Annotated in this window: 23 protein-coding genes; 13 read left to right on the forward strand and 10 right to left on the reverse strand. The window is 29.7% G+C overall.

Annotation, left to right across the window (positions count from 1 at the left end; genetic code table 11):
• Positions 1 to 2: 2 nt before the first annotated feature.
• The 6 genes from purE (at position 3) to UXY25_RS03560 (ending at position 5,821) form a co-directional block, all read left to right on the forward strand.
• The gene (gene purE, locus UXY25_RS03535) at positions 3 to 482 is read left to right on the forward strand and encodes a 5-(carboxyamino)imidazole ribonucleotide mutase (RefSeq protein ID WP_320814618.1); all 480 of its coding nucleotides are present in this window, start codon (positions 3 to 5) and stop codon (positions 480 to 482) included.
• A 159-nt stretch (positions 483 to 641) separates the two neighbouring features.
• A complete protein-coding gene (locus tag UXY25_RS03540) occupies positions 642 to 2,669 on the forward strand; it encodes a M3 family metallopeptidase (RefSeq protein WP_320814619.1) in 2,028 nt (675 codons plus the stop codon).
• A 136-nt stretch (positions 2,670 to 2,805) separates the two neighbouring features.
• Entirely contained in the window at positions 2,806 to 3,312 is a 507-nt protein-coding gene (locus tag UXY25_RS03545; protein WP_320814620.1) for a GbsR/MarR family transcriptional regulator, read from the forward strand.
• A gap of 398 nt (positions 3,313 to 3,710) precedes the next feature.
• A complete protein-coding gene (locus tag UXY25_RS03550; protein ID WP_320814621.1) occupies positions 3,711 to 4,622 on the forward strand; it encodes a TIGR01777 family oxidoreductase in 912 nt (303 codons plus the stop codon).
• Positions 4,623 to 4,974: 352 nt separating this feature from the next.
• Positions 4,975 to 5,361, forward strand: coding sequence for a hypothetical protein (locus UXY25_RS03555; RefSeq protein WP_320814622.1), 387 nt, complete (start codon positions 4,975 to 4,977; stop codon positions 5,359 to 5,361).
• 4 nt (positions 5,362 to 5,365) lie between these two features.
• On the forward strand, positions 5,366 to 5,821 hold the full coding sequence (locus UXY25_RS03560; RefSeq protein WP_320814623.1) for an SRPBCC family protein: 456 nt from the start codon (positions 5,366 to 5,368) through the stop codon (positions 5,819 to 5,821).
• On the opposite strand, the gene UXY25_RS03565 is transcribed toward UXY25_RS03560, so the two are convergent.
• Positions 5,801 to 6,616 carry a hypothetical protein gene (locus UXY25_RS03565; RefSeq protein WP_320814624.1) on the reverse strand — a complete coding sequence of 272 codons (816 nt, stop codon included), beginning with the start codon at positions 6,614 to 6,616 and terminating at the stop codon, positions 5,801 to 5,803. The genes UXY25_RS03560 and UXY25_RS03565 overlap by 21 nt on opposite strands.
• 147 nt (positions 6,617 to 6,763) lie before the next feature.
• Here UXY25_RS03565 and gcvP point away from each other — a divergent pair, with 147 nt between their 5' ends.
• The 3 genes from gcvP to UXY25_RS03580 all read left to right on the forward strand — a co-directional run bounded on the left by gcvP (position 6,764) and on the right by UXY25_RS03580 (position 11,293).
• A complete protein-coding gene (gcvP, locus tag UXY25_RS03570) occupies positions 6,764 to 9,607 on the forward strand; it encodes an aminomethyl-transferring glycine dehydrogenase (protein WP_320814625.1) in 2,844 nt (947 codons plus the stop codon).
• Between the two features lie 123 nt (positions 9,608 to 9,730).
• Positions 9,731 to 10,099 (forward strand): group III truncated hemoglobin, encoded by a 369-nt coding sequence (locus UXY25_RS03575; protein ID WP_320814626.1) that lies wholly within the window; start codon positions 9,731 to 9,733, stop codon positions 10,097 to 10,099.
• A gap of 135 nt (positions 10,100 to 10,234) precedes the next feature.
• Positions 10,235 to 11,293 carry a 3-oxoacyl-ACP synthase III family protein gene (locus UXY25_RS03580; RefSeq protein ID WP_320814627.1) on the forward strand — a complete coding sequence of 353 codons (1,059 nt, stop codon included), beginning with the start codon at positions 10,235 to 10,237 and terminating at the stop codon, positions 11,291 to 11,293.
• Here the strand turns inward: UXY25_RS03580 and UXY25_RS03585 are convergent.
• From UXY25_RS03585 to UXY25_RS03595, 3 genes are read right to left on the reverse strand one after another with little or no spacing between them, the layout of a single operon-like run.
• Positions 11,268 to 12,749, reverse strand: coding sequence for a lipopolysaccharide biosynthesis protein (locus UXY25_RS03585; RefSeq protein ID WP_320814628.1), 1,482 nt, complete (start codon positions 12,747 to 12,749; stop codon positions 11,268 to 11,270). The genes UXY25_RS03580 and UXY25_RS03585 overlap by 26 nt on opposite strands.
• A complete protein-coding gene (locus UXY25_RS03590) occupies positions 12,749 to 13,621 on the reverse strand; it encodes a glycosyltransferase family 2 protein (RefSeq protein ID WP_320814629.1) in 873 nt (290 codons plus the stop codon). Before UXY25_RS03590 ends, UXY25_RS03585 begins: the two co-directional genes overlap by 1 nt.
• A 2-nt stretch (positions 13,622 to 13,623) precedes the next feature.
• Positions 13,624 to 14,595 (reverse strand): LamG-like jellyroll fold domain-containing protein, encoded by a 972-nt coding sequence (locus UXY25_RS03595; protein ID WP_320814630.1) that lies wholly within the window; start codon positions 14,593 to 14,595, stop codon positions 13,624 to 13,626.
• Positions 14,596 to 14,671: 76 nt separating this feature from the next.
• Between UXY25_RS03595 and UXY25_RS03600 the strand changes: the two genes are divergently transcribed.
• The 4 genes from UXY25_RS03600 to UXY25_RS03615 all read left to right on the forward strand — a co-directional run bounded on the left by UXY25_RS03600 (position 14,672) and on the right by UXY25_RS03615 (position 18,258).
• Positions 14,672 to 15,523 carry a glycosyltransferase family A protein gene (locus UXY25_RS03600; protein ID WP_320814631.1) on the forward strand — a complete coding sequence of 284 codons (852 nt, stop codon included), beginning with the start codon at positions 14,672 to 14,674 and terminating at the stop codon, positions 15,521 to 15,523.
• A gap of 143 nt (positions 15,524 to 15,666) precedes the next feature.
• On the forward strand, positions 15,667 to 16,572 hold the full coding sequence (locus UXY25_RS03605) for a DUF6268 family outer membrane beta-barrel protein (RefSeq protein WP_320814632.1): 906 nt from the start codon (positions 15,667 to 15,669) through the stop codon (positions 16,570 to 16,572).
• 169 nt (positions 16,573 to 16,741) lie between these two features.
• The gene (locus tag UXY25_RS03610) at positions 16,742 to 17,491 is read left to right on the forward strand and encodes an ABC transporter permease (protein WP_320814633.1); all 750 of its coding nucleotides are present in this window, start codon (positions 16,742 to 16,744) and stop codon (positions 17,489 to 17,491) included.
• Positions 17,488 to 18,258, forward strand: a complete 771-nt coding sequence (locus UXY25_RS03615) for an ABC transporter ATP-binding protein (RefSeq protein WP_320814634.1) — start codon at positions 17,488 to 17,490, stop codon at positions 18,256 to 18,258. The genes UXY25_RS03610 and UXY25_RS03615 overlap by 4 nt, the downstream gene beginning before the upstream one ends.
• On the opposite strand, the gene UXY25_RS03620 is transcribed toward UXY25_RS03615, so the two are convergent.
• The 6 genes from UXY25_RS03620 to UXY25_RS03645 form a co-directional block, all read right to left on the reverse strand.
• Positions 18,251 to 19,624 carry a DUF389 domain-containing protein gene (locus tag UXY25_RS03620; RefSeq protein WP_320814635.1) on the reverse strand — a complete coding sequence of 458 codons (1,374 nt, stop codon included), beginning with the start codon at positions 19,622 to 19,624 and terminating at the stop codon, positions 18,251 to 18,253. The two genes, UXY25_RS03615 and UXY25_RS03620, sit on opposite strands and share 8 nt — an antisense overlap.
• Before the next feature lie 3 nt (positions 19,625 to 19,627).
• Positions 19,628 to 20,680 (reverse strand): mannose-1-phosphate guanylyltransferase, encoded by a 1,053-nt coding sequence (locus tag UXY25_RS03625; RefSeq protein WP_320814636.1) that lies wholly within the window; start codon positions 20,678 to 20,680, stop codon positions 19,628 to 19,630.
• Positions 20,681 to 20,708: 28 nt separating this feature from the next.
• The gene (locus tag UXY25_RS03630) at positions 20,709 to 21,311 is read right to left on the reverse strand and encodes a SprT-like domain-containing protein (RefSeq protein WP_320814637.1); all 603 of its coding nucleotides are present in this window, start codon (positions 21,309 to 21,311) and stop codon (positions 20,709 to 20,711) included.
• Position 21,312: 1 nt separating this feature from the next.
• The gene (locus UXY25_RS03635; RefSeq protein WP_320814638.1) at positions 21,313 to 22,455 is read right to left on the reverse strand and encodes a hypothetical protein; all 1,143 of its coding nucleotides are present in this window, start codon (positions 22,453 to 22,455) and stop codon (positions 21,313 to 21,315) included.
• A 62-nt stretch (positions 22,456 to 22,517) separates the two neighbouring features.
• On the reverse strand, positions 22,518 to 23,195 hold the full coding sequence (locus UXY25_RS03640; RefSeq protein WP_320814639.1) for an SDR family oxidoreductase: 678 nt from the start codon (positions 23,193 to 23,195) through the stop codon (positions 22,518 to 22,520).
• Positions 23,195 to 24,163 carry a M28 family metallopeptidase gene (locus UXY25_RS03645; RefSeq protein WP_320814640.1) on the reverse strand — a complete coding sequence of 323 codons (969 nt, stop codon included), beginning with the start codon at positions 24,161 to 24,163 and terminating at the stop codon, positions 23,195 to 23,197. Before UXY25_RS03645 ends, UXY25_RS03640 begins: the two co-directional genes overlap by 1 nt.
• Positions 24,164 to 24,232: the final 69 nt, after the last annotated feature.

Below are 24,232 nucleotides of genomic sequence, written 5' to 3' on the forward strand. Positions count from 1 at the left end.
AAATGAGTAAAGTAGCCGTAATAATGGGGAGTATTTCAGACATGCCAGTTATGAAAGACGCCATAGACATATTAAAAGGGTTTAACATTGAAGTAGAAGTAGATATTGTTTCTGCTCACAGAACACCTGAAAAATTATTTGATTTTAGTCAAAATGCACATAAAAGAGGAATTTCGGTAGTAATTGCAGGCGCAGGTGGCGCAGCTCATTTACCAGGAATGGTAGCATCGATGAGTCCATTACCTGTAATTGGAGTTCCGGTAAAATCGAGTAATTCAATAGACGGTTGGGATTCTGTTTTATCAATCTTACAAATGCCAGGCGGAGTTCCAGTTGCAACAGTTGCATTAAACGGAGCAAAAAACGCTGGTATTTTAGCAGCACAAATTATTGGAAGTCATGACAAGTCTGTATTAGACAAAATTATCCAATACAAACAAGGTCTAAAAGAGGCGGTTATTAAAGCTTCTGAAGGTTTATAAAAAGATGAAGCTCCATCCCTGGAGCTTCTTGAAAATCTATTCACATTTAAGTGACAACTATAAAAAAAATTCTTTTTTGGGGCAAAAAGGCTTTAATTTCGAACTACATCATCATTTCATCGACAAAACTATACACTTTATCGGTAAAAACAAAATATTATGACAATTTTTTTAGAAAAATTCAGCACAAAACACGATTCTGCTCCGTTTAGTAAGATTAATCTTTCAGACTATAACCCTGCTTTTCAAGCTTGTATAGAAAAAGCAAAAGCAGAAATTGATGCAGTTATTGCAAATACCGACAATCCAACATTTCAAAACACCATTGAAGCGTTAGATTTTGCAGGAGAAAATTTAGATCGTTTATCAAGTATTTTCTTTAATTTAAATTCTGCGGAAACTTCAGATGAAATGCAAAAAATTGCGCAAGAAGTTTCTCCTTTATTAACTGCTTTTAGCAATGATATTACCTTGAATGAAGATTTATTTAAAAGAGTAAAAACAGTTTACGATCAAAAAGACAAATTAACCCTTACTACAGAACAAGCGACTTTATTAGATAAAAAATATAAAGGTTTTGCAAGAAATGGTGCTTTACTTAATGAAGATAAAAAAGCTCGCCTTCGCGAAATTGACAAAGATTTAGCCAAATTGAAACTTACATATGGCGAAAATGTTTTAGCTGAAACCAATAATTACCAACTTCATTTAACCAATGAATCTGATTTAAGTGGTTTACCCGAAGGAACTATTGAAGCAGCAAGATCCTTAGCAAAAAACAAAGAACTTGAAGGTTGGATTTTTACTTTAGATTATCCAAGCTATATTCCTTTTATGACGTATGCTGATAATCGTGAGTTAAGAAAAGAATTAGCTATTGCAGCTGGAAAAAAAGCATTTCAAAATAATGAATTTGACAATCAAGAAAATGTTTTAAAGATTGCTAAACTTCGTCATGAAAGAGCCAATTTATTAGGTTACAAAACGCATTCTCATTTTGTTTTAGAAGAACGGATGGCACAAAATCCTGATAAAGTAAAATCATTTTTAAATGATTTATTAGAAAAAGCAAAACCAGCTGCTGAAAGAGAATTTTCAGAATTAACTGCTTTTGCCAAAGAAATAGAAGGAATTGAATTTTTAGAAAAATGGGATGGAGCTTATTATTCGGAAAAATTGAAACAAAAATTATTCAGCTTAGATGATGAAAAGCTAAAACCTTATTTCAAACTAGAAAATGTTTTAAACGGTGCTTTTACAATTGCTGAAAAATTATATGGAATTACATTTAAAGAAGTTTTTGACATTGAAAAATACCATGATGATGTTCAAACTTTTGAAGTTTTAGATTTCGAAAACAAACTAGTTGCACTTTTCTACACCGACTTCTTTCCAAGAAAAGGAAAACGAAATGGCGCTTGGATGACATCGTATAAACCTCAATTTATCAAAAATGGAGTTAACGAAAGACCACATATTTCAAATGTATGTAATTTTACACCTCCCACAGAAAGTAAGCCTTCACTACTAACCTTTAATGAAGTAACCACTTTATTTCATGAATTTGGCCATGGTTTACACGGAATGCTAGCCAATACAACTTATCCAAGTTTATCAGGAACATCAGTATATTGGGATTTTGTAGAATTACCAAGTCAGGTTATGGAAAACTGGTGTTACGAACCTGAAGCTTTGGCTTTATTTGCAAAACATTATCAAACAGGAGAAATTATTCCGCAAGAATATGTAGAAAAAATTAAAGAAAGCGCTAGTTTCCTTGAAGGAATTGCCACTATGCGCCAAATTAGTTTTGGTTTATTAGACATGGCTTTTCATAGTAACGATCCGAAAGATATAAAAAGTGTAAAAGCATTCGAAGAGGCTTCTTTTGAAAACACAAAACTATATCCAGATGTAGCTGAAAACTGTATGAGCGTTTCTTTCTCACATATTTTTCAAGGAGGTTATTCATCTGGTTATTATAGTTATAAATGGGCAGAAGTTTTAGATGCTGATGCATTTGCTTATTTCCAAGAAAAAGGAATTTTTAACAAAGAAGTGGCTACCAAATTTAAAGACAATGTGCTCTCTAAAGGCGGAACTGAATTACCAATGGAATTGTATAAAAAATTCAGAGGTCAAGAACCAAAACCAGAAGCATTGCTAAAACGTGCAGGATTGTTATAGAACTTTAGATTCTTAGACATTTAGAAACCGAAGCATAACTACTTCGGTTTCTTTTTTTAAATAAACTTTCATTTATTTTTGAAACTTTAAAAACTTTTATATATCTTTGTTAAACCAAAAAGAAATAAACATCCAAATGGAATTCAAAGAAGCAAAAAATAAATTCGTTCAAACATGGGGAGCTTTAGGCTCACAATGGGGAATTAACAAAACCATGGCGCAAATTCATGCTTTGTTAATGATTAGTAACGAAGCTATTTCTATGGAAGACATAATGGAAGAATTACAAATTTCGCGCGGAAACGCTTCTATGAACATTAGAGCATTAATGGATTGGGGAATTGTTTATAAAGAATATAAACCCGGAGAACGAAGAGAATTTTTTACAGCTGAAAAAGATTTGGATGAATTAGCTGTAAAAATTTCAAGAGAAAGAAGTAAAAGAGAAATTAAACCAGCCCTGAAAGTTTTAAAAGAAGTTTCATCAATTGAAGCTAATAAAACAGAAGAAGAAAGACATTTTCTAGAACAAACATCTAAACTTTATGATTTCGTTTTAAAAGCGGATAATGTTTTGGACAAGATTACAGAATACAAAGACAATTGGTTAGCAAAACTAGTTGTAAAGATTATGAAGAAATAAATTAAAAAAATTTAATCAAAACTTTCATTTTTTTCTGAAAGTTTAAAAATAAAAAGAATCATGAAAAAAATAAGCTTTTATATAAATATCACTTTAATAGCAATAGCTGTTATTGTAATCATATTAAGTAAAATATTAAATTCTAACAATAATATTGATATTCCCTATCTAATTTTTCTAGGTCTATACCAAATAATTCTTTCCATTGGATTTACAATTTACTCAATTGTTATAAACAAAAAATTACTTGCATTACACATAATATATTGGATATTAGTATTTCTATTTTTCAAATACATTTTTAACATATGCTTTTACTTTTGTTTTTTAATAGCACTTTACAACTTATATATAAACTATTGTAGTTTTTCTATATCTAAATTTAACATAACTAAATAATGAAAAATAAATTAATCATAGCGGCAGGAACAGGCTTTTTAGGTCAGGTTTTGGTAAACCATTTTAAAAATAAATTTGAAGAAATTGTAATTCTTACCAGAGGAAAATCAGAAACCAAAAACAATATTAAATATGTGAATTGGGATGCGAAAACATTAACTGGTTGGGAAACCGAATTAGAAAATACAGCTGTTTTAATTAATCTTGCAGGAAAATCAGTTGATTGTCGCTATACAGAAGAAAACAAGGCAGCCATTTTAGCTTCTCGAATAGACAGCACAGCAATACTTAATCTTGCAGTATTAAGTTGTACGAATCCGCCTAAACATTGGTTAAACTCATCTACAGCTACTATTTACAGACATTCTGAAGACAAACAAATGACAGAAGAAAATGGTGAAATTGGCGATGATTTTTCTATGAATGTTGCCAAAGCTTGGGAACAAACCTTTTTTGAAGTACCAACAAAAAAAACTTTAAAAACTGCTTTACGAACTTCAATTGTATTAGGTAAAAAAGGAGGCGCTTTTATTCCTTTAAAAAGATTGACACAAGTTGGCTTTGGTGGAAAAAACGGAAACGGAAATCAATTTGTAAGTTTCATTCATGAAGAAGATTTTGCTAGAGCAATTGAATTTATCATCGAGAAAGAAATGATTGGAGCTGTAAATGTAGTTGCTCCAAATCCAGTTCAAAATAAAGACTTCATGAAACAATTGAGAAAAGAAGTTGGCGTTCCATTTGGTATTCCGTTATCAAAAACTTTATTAAAATTTGGAGCCAAAATCATAAAAACAGAACCAGAATTAGTTTTAAAAAGTAGAAATGTAATTCCTAAAAGATTATTAGACAATGGTTTTGAATTTAAACAAGAAACGATTGAAAAAACACTTAAAAATTTATTATCATGAATCTCAACATTATAGGGTATCTAATTTATTTAAGCATTACCGCTTTGATAATTATAAAAGTGGGGAACATTTGTTACACAAACGGAAACATTTATGTATCACAATTAATTCCTAATCATGAAGATTTATGCCTTAAAATAAATCAGGTTTTACTAAGCGCTTATTACCTAATAAATCTAGGGTATTGCGCCATAACATTAGTACAGTGGAACACAATAACAACTTACACTGAATTATTAGAAGTCATAACATTTAAAACAGCAATTATAATTTGCGCCATTGCTTTACTTCATTATTTCAATATTATACTCTTAACTAAACAAGTAAAAAAATTAATTTAAAAATCAACATTATGGAAACTTCAAAAATTTTAATCGGTTATGCAATTTATTTACCAATAGTTATTAGTCTAACAATTTACGTGTCCAAAACCTTATTCAAAAATAGCATTGTTTATATGACCGACATTTTTAACGGACGAGAAGAAATAGCAATTGCAACAAATAAATTATTTGAAACTGGCTTTTATTTACTAAATATTGGGTGGGCGTTAATGATACTAAAAATGAGCTTATATCAAAACACCTATCAAGAATTAATAGAAGACTTAAGTTATAAAGTTGGTGGATTTGCAATTTATCTAGGAGTAATGTTATTCTTAAACTTATATTTCTTCTTTAGAGGAAAAAGAAAAGCAAAAGAGTCTCAAAAAATAAATCAGAATTTAATTATAGAGTAACATCATGACAACCATCCATCTCATTACTAAAATAAAAGCCCCTATTGAAACAGTATTTAATAATTCTAGGGATATAACTGTCCATATAAAGACAGCAAGCAAAACAAATGAAAAAGCAATTGCAGGTATATCTTCAGGTTTAATTGAGTTGAATGAAACAGTAACTTGGCAAGGAATACATTTTGGTTTAAAATTACAGCACCAAAGCAAAATAACACAAATGCAATTTCCAAATCATTTTACGGATGAGATGATAAAAGGCAGTTTTAAAAGTTTTAAACACGAACACACTTTTACACATGAAAATGGAACAACGATAATGGAAGATAAATTAATGTATGAAACTCCTTTTGGAATTTTCGGAAAACTATTTGACAAAATAGTCTTGGAAAAATACTTAACAAATTTTCTTTTAGAAAGGAATAGAAGTTTAAAAATACTATCCGAAAAACAACAATAAAACCAACCAAAAGAAAGGAACACTCTCAACCCAAAGAGAAGTATAATATTTATCTCTATTAGAATTTGCATAAAAAGTAAAAAACAATAATAGTAATGAAACAAGAAAAGAAATGACAAATTGTATACTATTAAAATTAGGTATTAAAAACTCTAAAAGCAAAAAGAAAACGATTAATAAATAGCTACTAATTTTTGTTTTTTGAACACCCATCCGTTGTGGAATTGTTTTTAACGGAACAGCATCAAATTGTAGATCAATAATTTCAAACAGTAACATCAATATAAAGACAAATAAAAACCGTTGAAAACATTTAAAAGCAATTTGGAAAGTAAAATCTATTTCTCCATTTACAACAGGTAAAACAACAGTGACTCCAACCCATGCAATTGCGACCAAATAAATTTTGATTCCACTCCAATTTCGCATATTATCCATTTTAGGAAATAAAGGCAATGTATACAGAACAGTAATTAAAAGTACGAGAACACCAATTAGCTGAGTCAAAAAAAATAGTTGAAAAAAGTAAAATATAGAAGCAAAAAAAGAGAAAACACTTAATGCTATAATGTACTTAAATTTTAATGTCAGTACAATTTTTTTAACTCTAGCTAGTTCATCGTATTTTATGAAATTATAACCTACAATAGTTCCATAAAAACCAAAATAAGCTACCGGTTCATCATAAGGAATGTTTAACTTAAAAAAAGTAATGCGAATTAATGCATAAACTGCTAAAGCAACGTGGAGGCTACTTTCAATATAAAAGTCGAGAATAGTTTTAAAAATTCGCATGAAACAAAAATAAGCAATGTGTTAATAAGAATGCGATTTAGTTCATAAAATCACAAAAAATAGCCTTTTAAATCAAAATTATTACAAGATTAATAATTACTTTTGCCAAACAAATACACAACTGATTAAACCTACAGCTATTTGATTATGAAAACAGATTCATTTGCCTTAAGACACTTAGGACCAAGAGAAAACGATTTGCCAAAAATGTTAGAAACCATTGGTGTTGAAACATTAGATCAATTAATATTCGAAACAATTCCATCTGACATTCGTTTGAAAGAACCTTTAGAACTGGAACATATTATGACAGAGTATGAATATGCAAATCATATTCGATTATTAGGAAGAACAAATAAAGTTTTTAAATCATATATTGGTTTAGGATATCACCCCACAATAGTACCCCCTGCAATTCAAAGAAATATTTTTGAAAATCCAGGCTGGTATACAGCTTACACACCTTATCAAGCAGAAATTGCTCAAGGTCGTTTAGAGGCTATTTTAAATTTCCAAACTACTGTTATTGAATTAACAGGAATGGAAATCGCTAACGCATCATTGTTAGACGAAAGTACTGCTGCTGCTGAAGCAATGGCTTTATTGTTTGATGTTCGAACAAGAGACCAAAAGAAAAATAATATTTGTAAGTTCTTTGTTTCAGAAGAAATTTTACCTCAAACTTTATCGGTTTTACAAACACGTTCTACTCCAATTGGCGTTGAATTAGTAATTGGAAATCACCAAGAATTTAATTTTTCTGAAGAATACTTTGGAGCAATACTTCAGTATCCAGGGAAATACGGTCAAGTATATGATTATGCTGATTTCATAAAAAAAGCAAACGATAAAGAAATAAAAGTAGCTGTCGCTGCCGATATTTTATCATTAGTAAAATTAACACCTCCTGGAGAAATGGGAGCTGCTGTAGTCGTAGGAACGACACAACGTTTTGGTATTCCAATGGGTTATGGCGGACCACACGCAGCTTACTTTGCAACTAAAGAAGAATACAAACGTTCAATGCCGGGAAGGATCATCGGAGTTTCACAAGATGCTGACGGTAATCGTGCTCTTCGTATGGCATTACAGACACGTGAACAACATATTAAACGTGAAAAAGCAACTTCTAACATTTGTACAGCGCAAGTCTTATTGTCTGTTATGGCAGGAATGTTTGCAGTTTATCATGGACCAAAAGGGTTGCAATACATAGCTGACAAAGTACATGGAATGGCTTCTACTCTAGCTAATGCTTTAAATAAATTAGGAGTTTACCAAACAAATACTGCTTATTTTGATACTATTGTAGTAAAAGCTGATGCTAAAAAAATAAGAACAATTGCTGAAAAAAATGAAGTTAATTTCTTCTACATTGACGACGAAACGATTTCAATTTCTTTAAATGAAACGATTTTATTTAGTGATATTAATGAAGTAATTGCCATTTTCGCTGAAGCATTAGAAAAAGAAGCTTTTGAAGTTTCTGAATATGTTTTAGAAAATAATTATCCGATGCACTTGAACAGAAAATCGGAATTTTTAACGCACGAAGTATTTAACAAATATCATTCGGAAACGAGTTTAATGCGTTATATCAAAAAATTAGAGCGTAAAGATTTATCATTAACTCACTCAATGATTGCTTTAGGTTCTTGTACTATGAAATTAAATGCAGCAGCTGAAATGTTACCTTTAAGTATGCCTTATTGGAATACCATTCATCCATTTGCTCCATTAGATCAAGTGCAAGGTTACACAACAATGCTTAAAAAATTAGAGCATCAATTAAATGTAATTACTGGTTTTGCTGGAACTACATTACAACCAAATTCTGGTGCTCAAGGTGAATATGCTGGCTTGATGACCATTCGTGCTTACCACCAATCAAGAGGAGACGAAAAAAGAACTATTTGTTTAATTCCTGCTTCGGCTCACGGAACAAATCCCGCATCAGCTGCTATGGCTGGAATGAAAATTATCGTAACCAAAACTATGGAAAACGGTAATATTGATGTAGAAGATGTTAGAGAAAAAGCAATTCAATATAAAGATGAATTATCTTGTTTAATGGTTACTTACCCTTCAACTCATGGAGTTTTTGAAAGTGCTATTATGGAAATTACACAAATTATTCATGATAATGGTGGTTTGGTATATATGGATGGTGCAAATATGAATGCTCAAGTTGGATTAACAAATCCTGCTACAATTGGAGCTGATGTTTGTCACCTAAACCTACACAAAACATTTGCTATTCCTCACGGTGGTGGTGGACCAGGCGTTGGGCCAATTTGTGTAAACGAAAAACTAGTTCCGTTTTTACCAAGTAATCCATTAGTAAAAGTTGGTGGAGACAAAGCTATCACTGCAATTTCAGGAGCACCTTATGGTTCTGCGTTAGTTTGTTTAATTTCTTATGGATACATTTGTATGTTAGGTACAGAAGGAATTACAAATGCTACCAAATATGCTATTCTGAATGCAAATTACATGAAAGCACGTCTAGAAGATCATTATCCAATCTTGTATGTTGGTGAAAAAGGAAGAGCTGCGCACGAAATGATTTTAGACTGTAGAGCATTCAAAGAAAAAGGAATTGAAGTTTCTGATATTGCAAAACGTTTAATGGATTATGGCTATCACGCTCCAACTGTTTCTTTCCCTGTAGCTGGAACTTTAATGATTGAACCAACCGAATCAGAAGATGTAGCAGAATTAGATCGTTTTTGTGATGCTATGATTTCGATACGCAAAGAAATTGAAGTTGCAACAATTGAAGAACCAAATAACGTTCTAAAAAACGCACCTCACACATTAAATATGCTAACTGCTGACACTTGGATATTACCTTACACAAGAGAGAAAGCCGCTTATCCTTTAGAGTATGTTACTGAAAATAAATTCTGGCCAAGTGTTCGTCGTGTAGATGAAACGTATGGTGATAGAAATTTAGTTTGTAGTTGCGCGCCTATTGAAGCATATATGTAAGAACTTAGTGAATAAAAAATAGTAAAGAGGTTTCAAATTGTATTTGAAACCTCTTTCTTTTTATGACAAATATCAGATTAAACAATTACTATTATAGTAACTTTGAAGTAAAATACTATAGAAATGAATGATATTGCAACTAGGGAAGATATTTTATCGATAATGCGAGCTTTTTATGACAAACTTTTAGGAGATGATAAAGTTAATTTTTTCTTTACAAAGTTTACAAATACAGATAAACACCTAGGAGAGCATTTTGAAACACTTGCTACTTTTTGGGAGCAATCCTTATTTTTAAAAGGAGGATACACCAACAATATGTTTCAAATACATAAAGATGTTCATGAAAAATCACCTTTAAAAAAGGAACACTTTGATGTATGGTTAAATTATCTTAACCAAACAATAGATGAAAAATTTAAAGGACAGTTTGCCGAACAAATGAAAACACAAGCGCTGAGTATGGCAACAATAATGCAAATAAAGTTTTAGTAATTTAAAATTAATTCAGTTTTTAATATTTTTAACTAAAGTATTTTAACTATTTCACAATAATATGCATGCATACTTCTTTTTAGTGTGACATTAAATTAATTATCGTTATTTTAGCATATTAAAATCTCAACAATGCAAATTAAAATCACAGGTTCAGGAAGTTACATTCCCTCTTTAAGGGTAACAAATGAAGATTTTTCTAACCACGAATTCTTAAATGAAGATGGAACGAATTTCAAAGCTTCTAACGAAGTGATTGCTAGAAAATTTGTTGAGATAACGGGAATTCAAGAAAGAAGGTATGCTTCAGACGATATGAACAATTCCGACATGGCCGTAATTGCTGCAAAAAGAGCAATTGAAAGCGCCAATATTGACCCTGAAACTTTAGACTACATCATTTTTGCACATAATTATGGTGACATCTCTAAAAATAAAATACAATCGGATACAGTTCCAAGTTTAGCTTCAAGAGTAAAACAAAAACTTGAAATTAAAAACCCTAAATGCGTAGGCTTCGACATTCTTTTTGGTTGTCCAGGATGGGTTGAAGGCACAATTCAGGCTATGGCGTATATCAAAGCAGGGATGGCAAAAAAATGTCTTGTAATTGGTTCTGAAACTTTATCTAGAGTTGTTGACATTCACGATAGAGACAGCATGATTTATTCTGATGGAGCTGGAGCTACAATCATGGAAGCTACTTCTGATGAAGGTGGAATTTTATCATATGAATCAGCAACATTTGCTCTTGAAGAGGCTAATTATTTATATTTTGGTGAATCGTTTAATAAAAACCTTGATTCTGATGTTCGCTATATAAAAATGTACGGGCGCAAAATTTACGAATTCGCTCTTACAAATGTACCATTAGCAATGAAAAGTTGTTTAGACAAAAGCGGCATTAACATTAATCAGGTAAAAAAAATATTGATTCATCAGGCAAATGAAAAAATGGATGAAGCTATCATACAACGTTTTTACAAACTGCACAATCAAGATGTTCCAGAAGGAATTATGCCAATGAGTATTCATAAACTTGGTAATTCTAGTGTAGCAACCGTTCCAACACTTTTCGACTTACTTATAAAAGGAGAAATTGAAAATCAATCTATTAAAAAAGGTGATTATTTAATTTTCGCTTCTGTAGGAGCAGGAATGAATATTAATGCTTTTGTTTACCAATATTAATTTTATCCAATAACTTATCAGCCCAAAAATTCAAGCTAAAAACCAGCTTTAATTTATAAGTAATTAATAAGATTAAAGCAATATTCAATAAAACTTTAAAAGACAAATTCATTAAGTGATTAGAAAACTCTGGCAACATATAAATTGCCATTGTGATCACTGAAATGATTAAAAATAATTTTGCGTATTTTTTGTCAAATGGAAGTATTCCAAATTTTGAATAAATAAAATAGAGTTTAAAGCTATTAAACAAAGTCATTGCAATTAAGGAAGCATAAGCAACACCCATAATTCCTAGATTTGTTTTCGTTAAGAAATAAACATTTAAGCTTACGTTTATAACTACCAAAACCAATACCGAAATAATATTAAATCGAAAATATTTTGAATACGAAATGATTTCAGAATTAAATCCTGTTGCCATATTGAACAACACATTTGCGCCTAAAATAATAATAATTGGAATAGAATCTACCAATTTATCATATGTAGGAAGCATTTGAAACAAAGAATCAATTCCTAAAACGATGCAGCCAAATAAAATGGCACCAATAAAAAACAGCAATTTAGAAGTTTCAATATATTTTTCTCCCAATAATTTAATGTTTCCGCTTTTGATTAATGAGGAAACCTGTGGCGCATAAATAGCGTACATTCCCGTTGCCGGAATTGCCAGTGCAGAAGCCAACATCACACCAATAGAATAAGTTCCATTTGCTTCGAACGAAAGAAATTCAGGTATCATAAAGGAGTCAACTCTAAAAGCGAAGAAAGAACCAAAACTACCAACAAAAGAATAAAAACTGTATTTATAATAATCCTTTTTAGAAATCTGACTGAACAATGAACTAAAGTCAAAATTCATATTGATTTTATATTGTCTGAATAAATAAACAGAAAGTAAAATCAATAAAATAAAATAGGAACTTATAAACGCTACTAAACTACTTATGACATCAAAATAGCCCGAAAGTAATAAGATAAAGACAAATGGCAAAGCTAATTTAGGAATAATCTTTTCGAAAAAAGTGGGAATAGATAACTTCTGTAAATTAGTTGCTTGACGTTTAAAAAGTTCAACGAATGCTAGTGAAAAAGCAATAGGAAAAGCATAGAAAACATAATGATAATTGTCCCAAGTAATAACGTAATTACCCAAGAATAAAAAAATCAATACAATTGAACTAATTCCTAATATGGTTCTTATACCATATTTAAAAAGTTGCTTTCTATTCACTTCAGATAAGTCAGGATAAAAATGAATCAAAGCTTGAGCGCCACCAAAAACTAATATTGGAAATAAAATTTGAGCAATACTGTCTACATAACGCACAATTCCTAAAAATTCTTTATCATTTGGATAAATAAATATTGTTGAAAAAACGCCAATAATAATTCCCACATAATTAATTATGGTAAACCAAAAAGCTTGTTTATGTGAATTATTTTCTTGCATTATTTATAACTTTTTCTAGCTTTAAAGATAGTGAAAAAGTGAAATTTTAAAAGTATAAAATAACCAAGTAATTGGCAAAACATATTAAACACTTTCGGTAACGAATAAAACTTTAAAAAGTACTTAGGCAATCCTAAAACCGACTTGAATCCTTTTAGATAACTAACTATCAAATTGTTGTTTACATTTAAAACTTCTGCTTGAATTTTAAATTTTGCCTGCTTACAGTCTTTCTTAAAGTTACGTGTAATAATTCTATCGTGACAAATTTTAGAGTTCTTAACGACAACTGTTTTATATTTATGAAATAAAATTCTGTCTGTATAATTTCTATCTTCACCATAATGCTGAAACATAGGCTCAAAATACCCTACTTCTAAAATAACTCTTTTCGAAATTAACCAAGCTGCAGCATTTACAAACGGAACTTCATCTACATTCTCTGAAATAGATTTTATTTTTCTTTTCCAATACATTTCAAAACTTGCATCAAGATGAATTTCATCACCTGAATAATGAAGCGGACTAACAATTCCGTATTGTTCATTAGTTTCTGCAACCTCAACTAAATTTGAAATCGTTTCTGAAAAAACCCAAGTGTCTTGATTCAATAAAAAAACATAATCCGCACCTAGTTCTAATCCTTTTTGAATTCCAATATTATTGGCTTTTCCAAAACCTAAATTATCGGCAGATTGAATCAATTGGATTTTTGGAAACGATTGAATAATTTCAACCGAATTGTCTGAAGAATTATTATCTACAACTATGATGTTATTTTCATAATGAGATTGTTCCAAAGATTGAAAACATTTTTTCAACCATTTAGCTCCATTATAAGTTACAATTATTACAAAAACAGATTTATTCAAAATTATTTTTTAGAAAATATAATTTGACGAGAATCATCAGAATTATAAAGTTTAATAAAATATATACCCTCACTTAGTTCACTAATATTTATAATTGAAGAAAACGATTTTTTTAAAACTAATTGCCCAATTGAATTGTAAATCTCAACTTGTTCAAAATTAATATCCGTCGAAAAATTCAATTCATCAAAAGCAGGATTAGGATAAACATATATATTTTCGTTACTCATCGAGCTAATGTCATCATTAGATAAAGTTGCAGAACATAAAATATTTATTTCTGCATTAGTTAAAGCCCTATTCCAATATTTAAACTCATCTAAACTGCCCTTAAAATAATCTTCAGGCTGACTTAAAACACGATCGTGTCTGCCAATTACTCCAGGCTCATTTGAATAAACTAAACCTGTTGCAGATCCAGAAAAATTACCGCTCAAATTATTACAATCTACATAAATCTGCATATTATTTACAGAATTAACTACAACAACTACATGTTGCCAGTTTGCGGTAGATATAGACTGATTTGCAACAAAAGTATTTCTTGTTGATGAAATGAAATTATAATTTCCATTTCCAAAATTCACAGCATAACCGTTTGACGAACTTGACGAATTGAACCATATTCCTGCACTTCTATCTTGCTCAAAAGAAGTGTTAAAAACTACCTGATTTTGATATGAATTAGAATCATACTTTATCCAAAACGAGAATGAAACAGGTAAACTAGGCTTTAATTCATTAGAGTTTGGGAAATTAATATAATCATTTATACCGTCAAAATACACCGCGCTATTAATGTTGCTATTCCTATCTGTTGTAAAAACAGGTCCGTTTGCAAAACCATCATTATGATTTATACTAGAGTCTAAAAAATTATTATCAAAAGCATAATTAATCAAGAGTCCATTAGTTAAATCTTGAGCATTTAAACATAATGAGAAAAAAAATAAACCTGAGAGAATAATTTTCATAAAAAAAACAAATTATTATAAGTAATCAAAAGTAATATTTTAAATTTACATTAACTATTTCAACCTTTTATATTAAATGAATTATCAAATTATCATTCCTGCGCATAACGAGGAACAATTTATTGGATTAACATTAGACTCTTTAGTAAAACAAACGATTTTACCCAAAAAAATTGTTATTGTTAATGATAATTCTACAGATAATACTCAAAAAATTATTGACCAATACTACATAAACTATCCAGATGTTATCTCCAGCGTTACTATTCAATCAGAAGCGGTGCATTTACCCGGAAGTAAGGTAATTAAAGCTTTTCATGAAGGAGAAAAACAGATTGATAAAAATTATGATATAATTGTTAAGGCTGATGCCGATTTAATTTTCCCAAAAAATTATTTTGAAACCATTATTCAACATTTTCAGTCTGACGAAAAAATTGGAATGGTTGGTGGATTTGCCTACATAGAAAAAAATGGAGAATGGCTTTTAGAAAACCTAACCGATAAAGACCATATTAGAGGAGCTTTTAAAGCCTATAGAAAAGCGTGTTTTGAACAAATTGGTGGATTAAAACCAGCTATGGGTTGGGACACGGTAGACGAACTATTATGTAAGTTTTATAACTGGAAAGTTGTTACCGACAAACGTTTACATGTAAAACACTTAAAACCTACGGGAGCTAACTACAACAAAGCATCACGCTACAAACAAGGCGAAGCTTTTTATCGTTTAGGCTATGGTTTTAGCATTACCTTTATTGCTTCTTTAAAATTGGCTTTACGCAAAAAGAAACCTTTATTGTTTATAGATTATTTAAAAGGTTTTTGGAAAGCAAAATCTTCAAATATTAGTTTATTAGTTACTGAAGAACAAGCGAAATTTATTAAAAAGTATCGCTGGAAAAAAATGAAAGAGAAGTTGTTTTGATTTAAAAAATATAAATCATGTTTTATCTATTTTAGCTTAAGCATAAAAATGGTTTATATAAACAATGAATTCTTTTAATAGTTTTTAAAATTTTTAATCAAATTTTATTCGGAATATTGAAGAAAATTAGAAAAAATAAAATTATGAAAAAGAATTTCTTTACCTATTTTGCTTTCTTTATTTGCGTTTCATTACAAGCGCAAGATTATGTTGATATTGTAAAACTATCTAGCAACAACGCTACTTTAGGAAATATTGACGACAATTATGAAACTAGTGTTAACAATTTAAACTTTGAATTGTACTATCCATCTGTAATTAACGAAAATTTAGTTGTTCTTACAGGAATTACTGCCGAAAACACAGCATTAAATCTTACACCTTTTTCAGACAGAAGTAATTTAACAATGACTCGATTAAACCTAGGTGTGAAATATCAACATTCAGAAAAATGGTCTGGAACATATGTTTTCTTACCTAAAATTGCTTCTGATTTTAATAATATTGGCTCAAATGATTTTCAATTTGGTGGAATAGCTATTCTTGATTATCAAGCTAAAGAGAATTTAAAATATAAATTTGGTTTATACAGTTCTACTGAAAACTTTGGAACAACATTAACGCCAATTATTGGACTTTGGCACAGATCTAAAAACGAAAAATTATACATAAATGCAACATTGCCAATAAGAATGGACATTAATTATGCTTTATCTAGCAAATTTAGTGTAGGTTCTGATTTACTTACTTCGATAAAATCATATAACATGTCTGAAGCAAATTCATTATTTTATGTACAGGAAGAATCTATTCGTCTTGCGATGTATGCCTCTTATGGCTTGCTAGACAACGCATTGTTGTTAAGAGCGAAAGTTGGACTTGATACTACTGACTATGGATTATACAGCTCAGACGACACAGTTGGCGTACAAGTTTTAACAGTTCAATTAGGTGGTGATGATAGAACAAGATTAAATTCAGAGTTTGCTTCTGGATTATTTTTTGGAGGAGACATCATTTATAGATTTGATTTAAAAAAGAAAGAATAAATTATTGATTATTAATTTCTAAAAAGGCACTGTATAATAATTATACGGTGCTTTTTTCATAATTAAACTTTTAAATTAATAACTATATTGAATATGAATATTGAAAAATACAATCTCTAATAACACATAACTCGCAAGTTCTTCTTATTTTCGCTTATATTTATAAATTATGATGCTCATTCGATATTTATCGCAAATAGGAAAATATTTTATTATGCTTAAAGAGGTTTTTAAAAAACCTACTAAATGGAGCGTAATGAAACAACTAATTTTAAAAGAAATTGATGATTTAATTATTGATTCGTTAGGAATTGTTGCATTTATTTCCTTTTTCGTGGGTGGAGTTGTTTCTATACAAACGGCTTTAAACCTAACCAATCCTTTAATTCCTAAATACTTAATTGGTTTTGCTACAAGACAATCAATAGTATTAGAATTTGCTCCTACTTTTATTTCCATCATTATGGCGGGTAAAATGGGTTCTTTTATTACATCGAGTATTGGAACAATGCGTGTAACCGAGCAAATTGATGCTCTTGAAGTTATGGGTGTAAATTCACTGAACTATTTAGTTTTTCCAAAAATAATTGCTCTTTTATTATATCCTTTTATAATAGGCATCAGTATGTTTTTAGGTGTATTTGGTGGTTGGATTGCAGCTGTTTACGGCGGATTTTCATCGAGCAATGAATTTATAAACGGCTTACAAGTAGATTTTATTCCGTTTCATATCGTTTATGCATTTATTAAAACCATTGTATTTGCTATTATTTTAGCAACAATACCTTCTTTTCATGGGTTTTACATGAAAGGTGGAGCGCTTGAAGTAGGTAAAGCCAGTACCGTTTCTTTTGTTTGGACATCGGTTGTGATTATCTTAATGAATTACATTTTAACACAAATACTTTTAAGCGCATGATAGAAGTTAAAAAATTAGAAAAAACTTTTGGTGACCAAAAAGTATTAAAAGGAATAAGCACTCGTTTTGAAGCCGGTAAGACCAATTTAATTATTGGCCAAAGTGGTTCTGGTAAAACAGTTTTCTTAAAATCACTTTTAGGTATTCACACACCTGAAACTGGAACTATTGAATTTGATGGCAGAATTTATTCTAACTTAACAGATGACGAAAAAAGAGAGCTTAGAACAGAAATAGGAATGGTTTTCCAAGGAAGTGCTTTGTTTGACAGCATGACGGTTGAAGAAAACATAGGTTTTCCTTTAAAAATGTTTTCTAACAAAACTCCACAAGAGATTAAAGAACGTGTTGATTTTGTTATTGAAAGAGTAAACCTAGTTGATGCACATGCAAAAAAACCATCTGAATTATCAGGAGGAATGCAAAAGCGTGTTGCCATAGGAAGAGCAATTGTAAATAATCCGAAATATCTTTTTTGTGACGAACCTAACTCTGGTTTAGATCCAAAAACAGCTATTGTAATTGACAACTTAATTCAAGAAATCACAAAAGAATACAACATTACAACCGTTATTAATACCCATGACATGAATTCGGTTATGGAAATTGGTGAAAAAATTACGTTTCTTAAAAATGGCTTATTAGAATGGGAAGGTTCTAATAAAGAGATTTTCAAAACCGATAATGAAGCCGTTACTGATTTTGTATATTCTTCAGAATTATTCAAAAGAGTACGAAAAATGTATTTAGATGATGATGCTAGTTAAGATTAGTTTTAACTATTAAATTTACTTTTTTTGTTTTTACTTTCAACCAATTTTGAAGTTTCTCATTTTCTATATCCACAACTTCTTTTTTGAGTTTTTTATCCCATTTAATTAATACTTCAGTAATAGTATCTGTTGTATTAAAGTCGGTTTTTAATTTATCAATATAAGTAACATCTTGAATTGATTTATTGAAAGCTTTCATCTCATTCGAAATTTCATTAAAATAAAAAACATTTAAACTGTCAGTTTTAACTTTCAGTTTTAGCTGATTCAACTCATCTTGTTTTTGTAAAAGCTGCTGCTGAGTCGCCAAATAAAATTTCTCTAAAGTCTCAATTTTTTCAATCGCTTTCAATTGGGTTATATCTTGCCTTATAATAAATTGAATATCTGAATGCCCTAATTCACTCATTTTTAAATGCAACTTTTCAGTATCTTCTTCGTTTAAAATTGTACCCACTACAAAAAAAGAAACTGTTTTTTCTTGAAAATTTTTATCTACTTCCAGAATTGCAATTCCCTTTTCTTTGGTTAAATCATTTAAAACAATTTCAGATTTTCTTTCAAAATCTGATTTTTTATAAAGTTGAAAGAAAGTATAAAAACTTGGAATTAAAACACATATTGCAACTATTGACATAAAACGAGAAATTCTTTTTCTTTCTTTAGAATTAGCATATTTTTCATAAGGAAATTTCAACAATCGAATTACTATAAAAGAACCCGATGCAATAAAAACAGTATTTATAGAGAACAGGAATATAGCCCCAAAAAAGAAATCCCATTTAGCAGTAGCTAAACCATAACCCGCAGTACATAATGGCGGCATTAAAGCTGTCGCAATTGCTACTCCCGCAATTAAGTTGTAAATTTTCACCCTTCTGGTTAAAGCAATAATTAAAGCAAGTCCTCCAGAAAATGCAATAATTACATCTCTAACGTCTGGGAAAGTTCTTGCTAAAATTTCTGGTGTTTCGTCTTGAAAAAGTGGTATACTAAAGAATAGTGCTGAAGTAAGCAATGACAAAAAAATCATTACTGCAAAGTTCTTAAAAGCTTTCTTGAAAAAATCAATATCATTTATACCTAATGACAACCCCATACCGACAATTGGGCCCATTAATGGTGAAATAAGCATCGCTCCAATTTCTACAGCTGTAGAATTGATATTCAATCCTATAGAAGCAATTAAAATAGAAAAAATTAAAACCCAAGCAGTTTGCCCTCTCATTGCAATCCCAGCTTTAACGTCTTCTAGTGTAGATTCAACATCAGTATCTTTTCTTAAATCAAAAATTGAAAAGAAATTTCTTTTAAACAAAGTGAACATAGGTCGAAAACTATAATTTTTTCCGCTATTCATTAATTATAATTTAGTTGAAATCTTTTTAATATCTTGTTCTTTACTTTTGGGATATATCATTAACACATTATCTCTATCCACAATAATATAATCGTTTAAACCGTCAATTACAACCGTTTTTTTTCCATCCGTTCTAATTATGTTATTCGTAGCATTTTCCAGTAAGACTTTCGCATTTATAATAGCGTTTTCATTTTGGTCTTTTGGCAACTTATCATATAATGAACCCCACGTTCCCAAATCATTCCAATCAAAAGTTGCTGGCAATACAAATACATTTTCAGCTTTTTCTAAAATGGCATAATCTATTGAAATATTCTCAGCTAAAGGGTATTGCTCATCAATAAAAGCTCGCTCTTTATCTGAATTATATAATTCATAACCATTCATAAAATGGTTAAACATTTTAGGTTGGAATTTTTCAAAAGCTTCTAAGGCCGATTTAATACTCCAAATAAAAATACCTGCATTCCATAAATAATTACGGCTTTGAATAAATTGTTTTGCAGTATGATAGTCAGGTTTTTCTCTAAATTGAACAACCTTTTTTACAGGTCTACTGTCTAACTTATCAAATTCTATATAACCGTAACCAGTATTTGGAAAAGTAGGCACAATACCTAATGTCATTAATGACTCTTGTGTTTCACAAAAATCGAACGAACGTTGAATATTTGCTACAAACTGCATTTCGTCTTCAATCCAATGGTCACTTGGTGCAACTATAACAACAGCATCTGGATTTTGTTTTTTTATTTTTAAAGAAGCATATAAAATACAAGGAGCAGTATTACGCATTGCTGGCTCTAATACAATTTGCTCTTGTTTTACCATTGGCAACTGTTCTAAAACTAAATCATTATAACGTTCGTTTGTTAGGATAAGAATATTTTCTTTTGGGATTATTTGTGATAATCTGCTGAATGTTTTTTGAATTAAAGTATCACCTGTTCCTAACATATCGTGAAATTGTTTAGGAAAATCAGTTGTACTTACTGGCCAAAAACGAGAACCTACTCCGCCAGCCATTAATATTGCGTAATAATTTTTATTCATCTTTTATAATTTCAAAGTTCCAAAGCAATTAACTGGGCAGCAATTCTACCTCAGCATTAGGCTGAAACAGAAACACTTTTCCAGTATTTAATTCTAAACACTCGTATCGCTTTACTCTAAGTGCTATTTTTCTAAATATTCTACCATTATGAATTCTAAAATGACTTCCATAGGGTAACTCAAAGATATAGTTTTTATCGTTTTCTTCTTCATCAAATTGTTTTAAAGCCAAAGATAATGTAGCATCAGTATCACTACTTGCTTTAGGGTTTCTAAAATGACGCGCTAATAATGGCAACAATTGATTTGGAAATATCTCTGGCCTTATAAAAGGAACCATCAATTTCTGAAAAGTGAGTTTCCATTCATTTCCATGTGGTTTAATAAAACGTCCGTATTTTTCAAAAGCAACTAAGTGTGCAATTTCATGAATTAATGTCATTAAAAAACGATATTTATTCAAGTTTGCATTCACCGTAATTAAATGATAACCTTGTGCGTCTTTCCTGTAATCGCCATGACGTGTTACACGCTCGTTTACAATTTTTAAATGTACATGGTTTGCTTTGATTAATTCAAAACAAGATTGAACAGCGTGTTCAGGAAGGTATTTTTCTAAAACGTTACTCAAATTATTTATAATAATTTATTTTTCTTTTCCAAACATATAACTTTTCGCCGTTAATATATTTTACTTGTTCTGTCCAATTATTTTTATCATCAAAAGTATATTCGAATTTACATTCAACTTTTTTATTATCTTCATGATAAATTAACCCAATTAGGTTTTTTTCATCATATACATAATTTTCAACTCTAGCTATTTTAAAATCTATTTCAGGAAAATAAACACCAACTAATTTTACATTCTTTTTATTTAAAATTATTGTATGCTTTTCCGACTTTAAATAATGAGGATAAGTAATCATTTCTTCAATTACTCGACCTTCCTTATCATATTTATATTTGTAAATAGAATTAATAGTGTCAGAAGAATTAGTTTTTACAACATATTCAATTAAATCATTTTTTAAATAAAAATTTTTAGTTTTACCTGATAATTCATTTTCGTTTTCATTTTTAGGACTTTTTGAATAATGAAATATTTCTATTACATTTCCTCTTTTATCATAAAAATATTCTTCTTTGGTTTTATCAGTCGCGTAATCAGTCATCCCATATGATAGAATAGAATTATTCAGATAATTAGTAACCCAATAATTCTTGTCAACTTTTATTTTTATTCTTCCATTATCGTCATAAATATTTTTTATTCCTGATATAGCCCCATCATTATTATAAGAATTAATTTCTTTAATGCGAAGACTATCGTCATAAATTAAATATTCATATTTAAATTGCTCAGGATCATCGGAATAAAAACTAATTTGAGCTTTTAATTTATTTTCATAATTATAACTCTTATTAACTACTGAATAACTTTCAATATTCCAATTTCTTTTTGTTTGAATTAAATTTCTATTTTCATTGTACTTATATTCATATTCACAAACAGTATCTCCGTTTTTAAAGTACCATATTTCTTTTAAAGACTGACCATCAACATTAAACTCTTTAAAGTAATTCAAATAATGAACATATGGTGTTTTATACCACCAAGTATAAAATCTATTTTTAGTATATTCATTACTAGAAAAACCGTTATGTCCATAATCACCTTCCGTACTAAAAAGTTTTAAATTCTGTTTTTGTTCGTTTATAAAAACAAGTTCCTCTTTAACTGATTTTACTTTACCAAAAACAGTGTCTTTCATTTGGGAAAATGAAAAATTTATCCAAAAAATAAGAATTAAAAATGAAATGCTATTTTTCATATTTACGGGGTAGTTGATGAAACCTGCAATACTTTTCCGTTATAAAATTTATTTCCGGTTAAAGAAAAATAATGAATATAATTAGCCATTTCTTTTGCTGAAATTGGTGCTTCATATCCTGGAAAAGCTTCTTGTAGCATTTCGGTATTTACTGCACCAAGAGCTAAAACATTAAAAGCAATTCCTTGCTCTTTATATTCTTCCGCTAATAACTCTGAAAGTGTAATTACAGCTCCTTTACTAGAAGAGTAAGCTGCCAAACCTGGGAATTTCGAACTTCCTTGAATTCCACCCATTGAACTAATGGTAACCACATGGCTACCTTTTTGCATAAATGGAATACAAATACGTGTTAATTCGGCAACTGCGAATACATTTACTTTATATACGTTTTCAAAATCTGTAAAAGAAATTTCTCCAAAAGGTTTATTTAATAAACTTCCTGCATTATTGATAAGTACATCTACTTTTTTCCAAGTTGAATTTAAAAATTGTTCTACTTGAACAAATTGTTCTTTATCAGACATGTCTATTGACAAACATGTAATGTTTTGATGCGTTATAAATTCTGAAGGTGTTTTTCTTGAAATCGCTAAAACTTGATGTCCTTCATTAGCAAATTGCAATGCTAATTCGTAACCTATTCCTCGGGAAGTTCCTGTTATGATTATGTTTTTCATTATTTTTTCAATTGGATTTCTTTAGTGTCGGCATTCATCATCTTTTCTAAAACAGTAATCATTTTATTTACCACGTTTGCCATGTGAGTTGTATCCATTAACTCAAATTCATCATCTGGTTTATGGTAAAATTCAAAATTTTCAAAGTCGAAAGTCGAAACTGTTTGTGCTGGCACTTCAAATTCATTATAAAAAGGATAATTGTCTGAAGCTCTAAACAATTGATATTGCGTTTCAGCAGGTATGTATCCTATTAATTTTTCACCTGCATATTCATTCATTTTTTGAGCCATATTACTTCTGCCAAATCCTGTTAAGTACAAAAGCATATCGTCTCTATTCATTTTAACTCCAATCATTTCAAAGTTAAACATAAAATACAAATCCATATTCTGTTCTTTTAATTTCTTAGCTAAATGTTTTGAACCTAACAATCCTTTTTCTTCGGCTGAGAAAAACACAAATAACAAACTTCTTTTATTATTCTTGTTTTGAGCAAAATACTTCATAACTTCAGTAACTGCAGTTGTACCAGAAGCATTATCGTTTGCCCCATTTGCAATTTCATCTCCATTAACAGCACTTATTTTACCAATATGATCATAATGTGCGCCAATGATTACAAATTCATTTTTCATTTTTTCATCAGTTCCTTCCATATAACCTACAATGTTATAAGAAGTTTTATCAAAATTTGAAAGTGTATCACGATAGGTTTTAAAATAAGGTTTAACCCCATTTTTTTTCAGCATATTCTCTAAAAAAACACTTGCTTTTTCAATTCCTTCACTTCCTGAATCTCTGCCTTCTAATTCGTCTGAAGCTAAAAAAGATAAAGTTTTGGCAACATTTTCTGGTTTAGAAAAATTGATTACTGAAACAGCTCCTACTTCTTTAGTATTATTAACTACTTGATTTGTTTTACATGAAAGCACTAGAAGTGCAGCAAGAAATAAAATTTTTTTCATAAGATGTGTTTTTGTAAAAATAAAAAAATCCCAACAAATGTTGGGATTTTAAATATAAATATTAACTAT

The organism is Flavobacterium sp., assembly GCF_034111225.1.
Classification (GTDB): domain Bacteria; phylum Bacteroidota; class Bacteroidia; order Flavobacteriales; family Flavobacteriaceae; genus Flavobacterium.

What these genes read in the sequence shown, in the direction of transcription:
- UXY25_RS03555 (WP_320814622.1), top strand. Translation starts at nt 4,975, where the DNA reads ATGGAAACTTCAAAAATTTTAATCGGTTATGCAATTTATTTACCAATA.
- UXY25_RS03550 (WP_320814621.1), top strand. Translation starts at nt 3,711, where the DNA reads ATGAAAAATAAATTAATCATAGCGGCAGGAACAGGCTTTTTAGGTCAG.
- UXY25_RS03645 (WP_320814640.1), bottom strand. Translation starts at nt 24,163, where the DNA reads ATGAAAAAAATTTTATTTCTTGCTGCACTTCTAGTGCTTTCATGTAAA.
- UXY25_RS03605 (WP_320814632.1), top strand. Translation starts at nt 15,667, where the DNA reads ATGAAAAAGAATTTCTTTACCTATTTTGCTTTCTTTATTTGCGTTTCA.
- UXY25_RS03580 (WP_320814627.1), top strand. Translation starts at nt 10,235, where the DNA reads ATGCAAATTAAAATCACAGGTTCAGGAAGTTACATTCCCTCTTTAAGG.
- UXY25_RS03640 (WP_320814639.1), bottom strand. Translation starts at nt 23,195, where the DNA reads ATGAAAAACATAATCATAACAGGAACTTCCCGAGGAATAGGTTACGAA.
- UXY25_RS03610 (WP_320814633.1), top strand. Translation starts at nt 16,742, where the DNA reads ATGATGCTCATTCGATATTTATCGCAAATAGGAAAATATTTTATTATG.
- UXY25_RS03600 (WP_320814631.1), top strand. Translation starts at nt 14,672, where the DNA reads ATGAATTATCAAATTATCATTCCTGCGCATAACGAGGAACAATTTATT.
- UXY25_RS03575 (WP_320814626.1), top strand. Translation starts at nt 9,731, where the DNA reads ATGAATGATATTGCAACTAGGGAAGATATTTTATCGATAATGCGAGCT.
- purE (WP_320814618.1), top strand. Translation starts at nt 3, where the DNA reads ATGAGTAAAGTAGCCGTAATAATGGGGAGTATTTCAGACATGCCAGTT.
- UXY25_RS03595 (WP_320814630.1), bottom strand. Translation starts at nt 14,595, where the DNA reads ATGAAAATTATTCTCTCAGGTTTATTTTTTTTCTCATTATGTTTAAAT.
- UXY25_RS03585 (WP_320814628.1), bottom strand. Translation starts at nt 12,749, where the DNA reads ATGCAAGAAAATAATTCACATAAACAAGCTTTTTGGTTTACCATAATT.
- UXY25_RS03540 (WP_320814619.1), top strand. Translation starts at nt 642, where the DNA reads ATGACAATTTTTTTAGAAAAATTCAGCACAAAACACGATTCTGCTCCG.
- UXY25_RS03545 (WP_320814620.1), top strand. Translation starts at nt 2,806, where the DNA reads ATGGAATTCAAAGAAGCAAAAAATAAATTCGTTCAAACATGGGGAGCT.
- UXY25_RS03615 (WP_320814634.1), top strand. Translation starts at nt 17,488, where the DNA reads ATGATAGAAGTTAAAAAATTAGAAAAAACTTTTGGTGACCAAAAAGTA.
- UXY25_RS03565 (WP_320814624.1), bottom strand. Translation starts at nt 6,616, where the DNA reads ATGCGAATTTTTAAAACTATTCTCGACTTTTATATTGAAAGTAGCCTC.
- UXY25_RS03625 (WP_320814636.1), bottom strand. Translation starts at nt 20,680, where the DNA reads ATGAATAAAAATTATTACGCAATATTAATGGCTGGCGGAGTAGGTTCT.
- UXY25_RS03635 (WP_320814638.1), bottom strand. Translation starts at nt 22,455, where the DNA reads ATGAAAGACACTGTTTTTGGTAAAGTAAAATCAGTTAAAGAGGAACTT.
- gcvP (WP_320814625.1), top strand. Translation starts at nt 6,764, where the DNA reads ATGAAAACAGATTCATTTGCCTTAAGACACTTAGGACCAAGAGAAAAC.
- UXY25_RS03560 (WP_320814623.1), top strand. Translation starts at nt 5,366, where the DNA reads ATGACAACCATCCATCTCATTACTAAAATAAAAGCCCCTATTGAAACA.
- UXY25_RS03620 (WP_320814635.1), bottom strand. Translation starts at nt 19,624, where the DNA reads ATGAATAGCGGAAAAAATTATAGTTTTCGACCTATGTTCACTTTGTTT.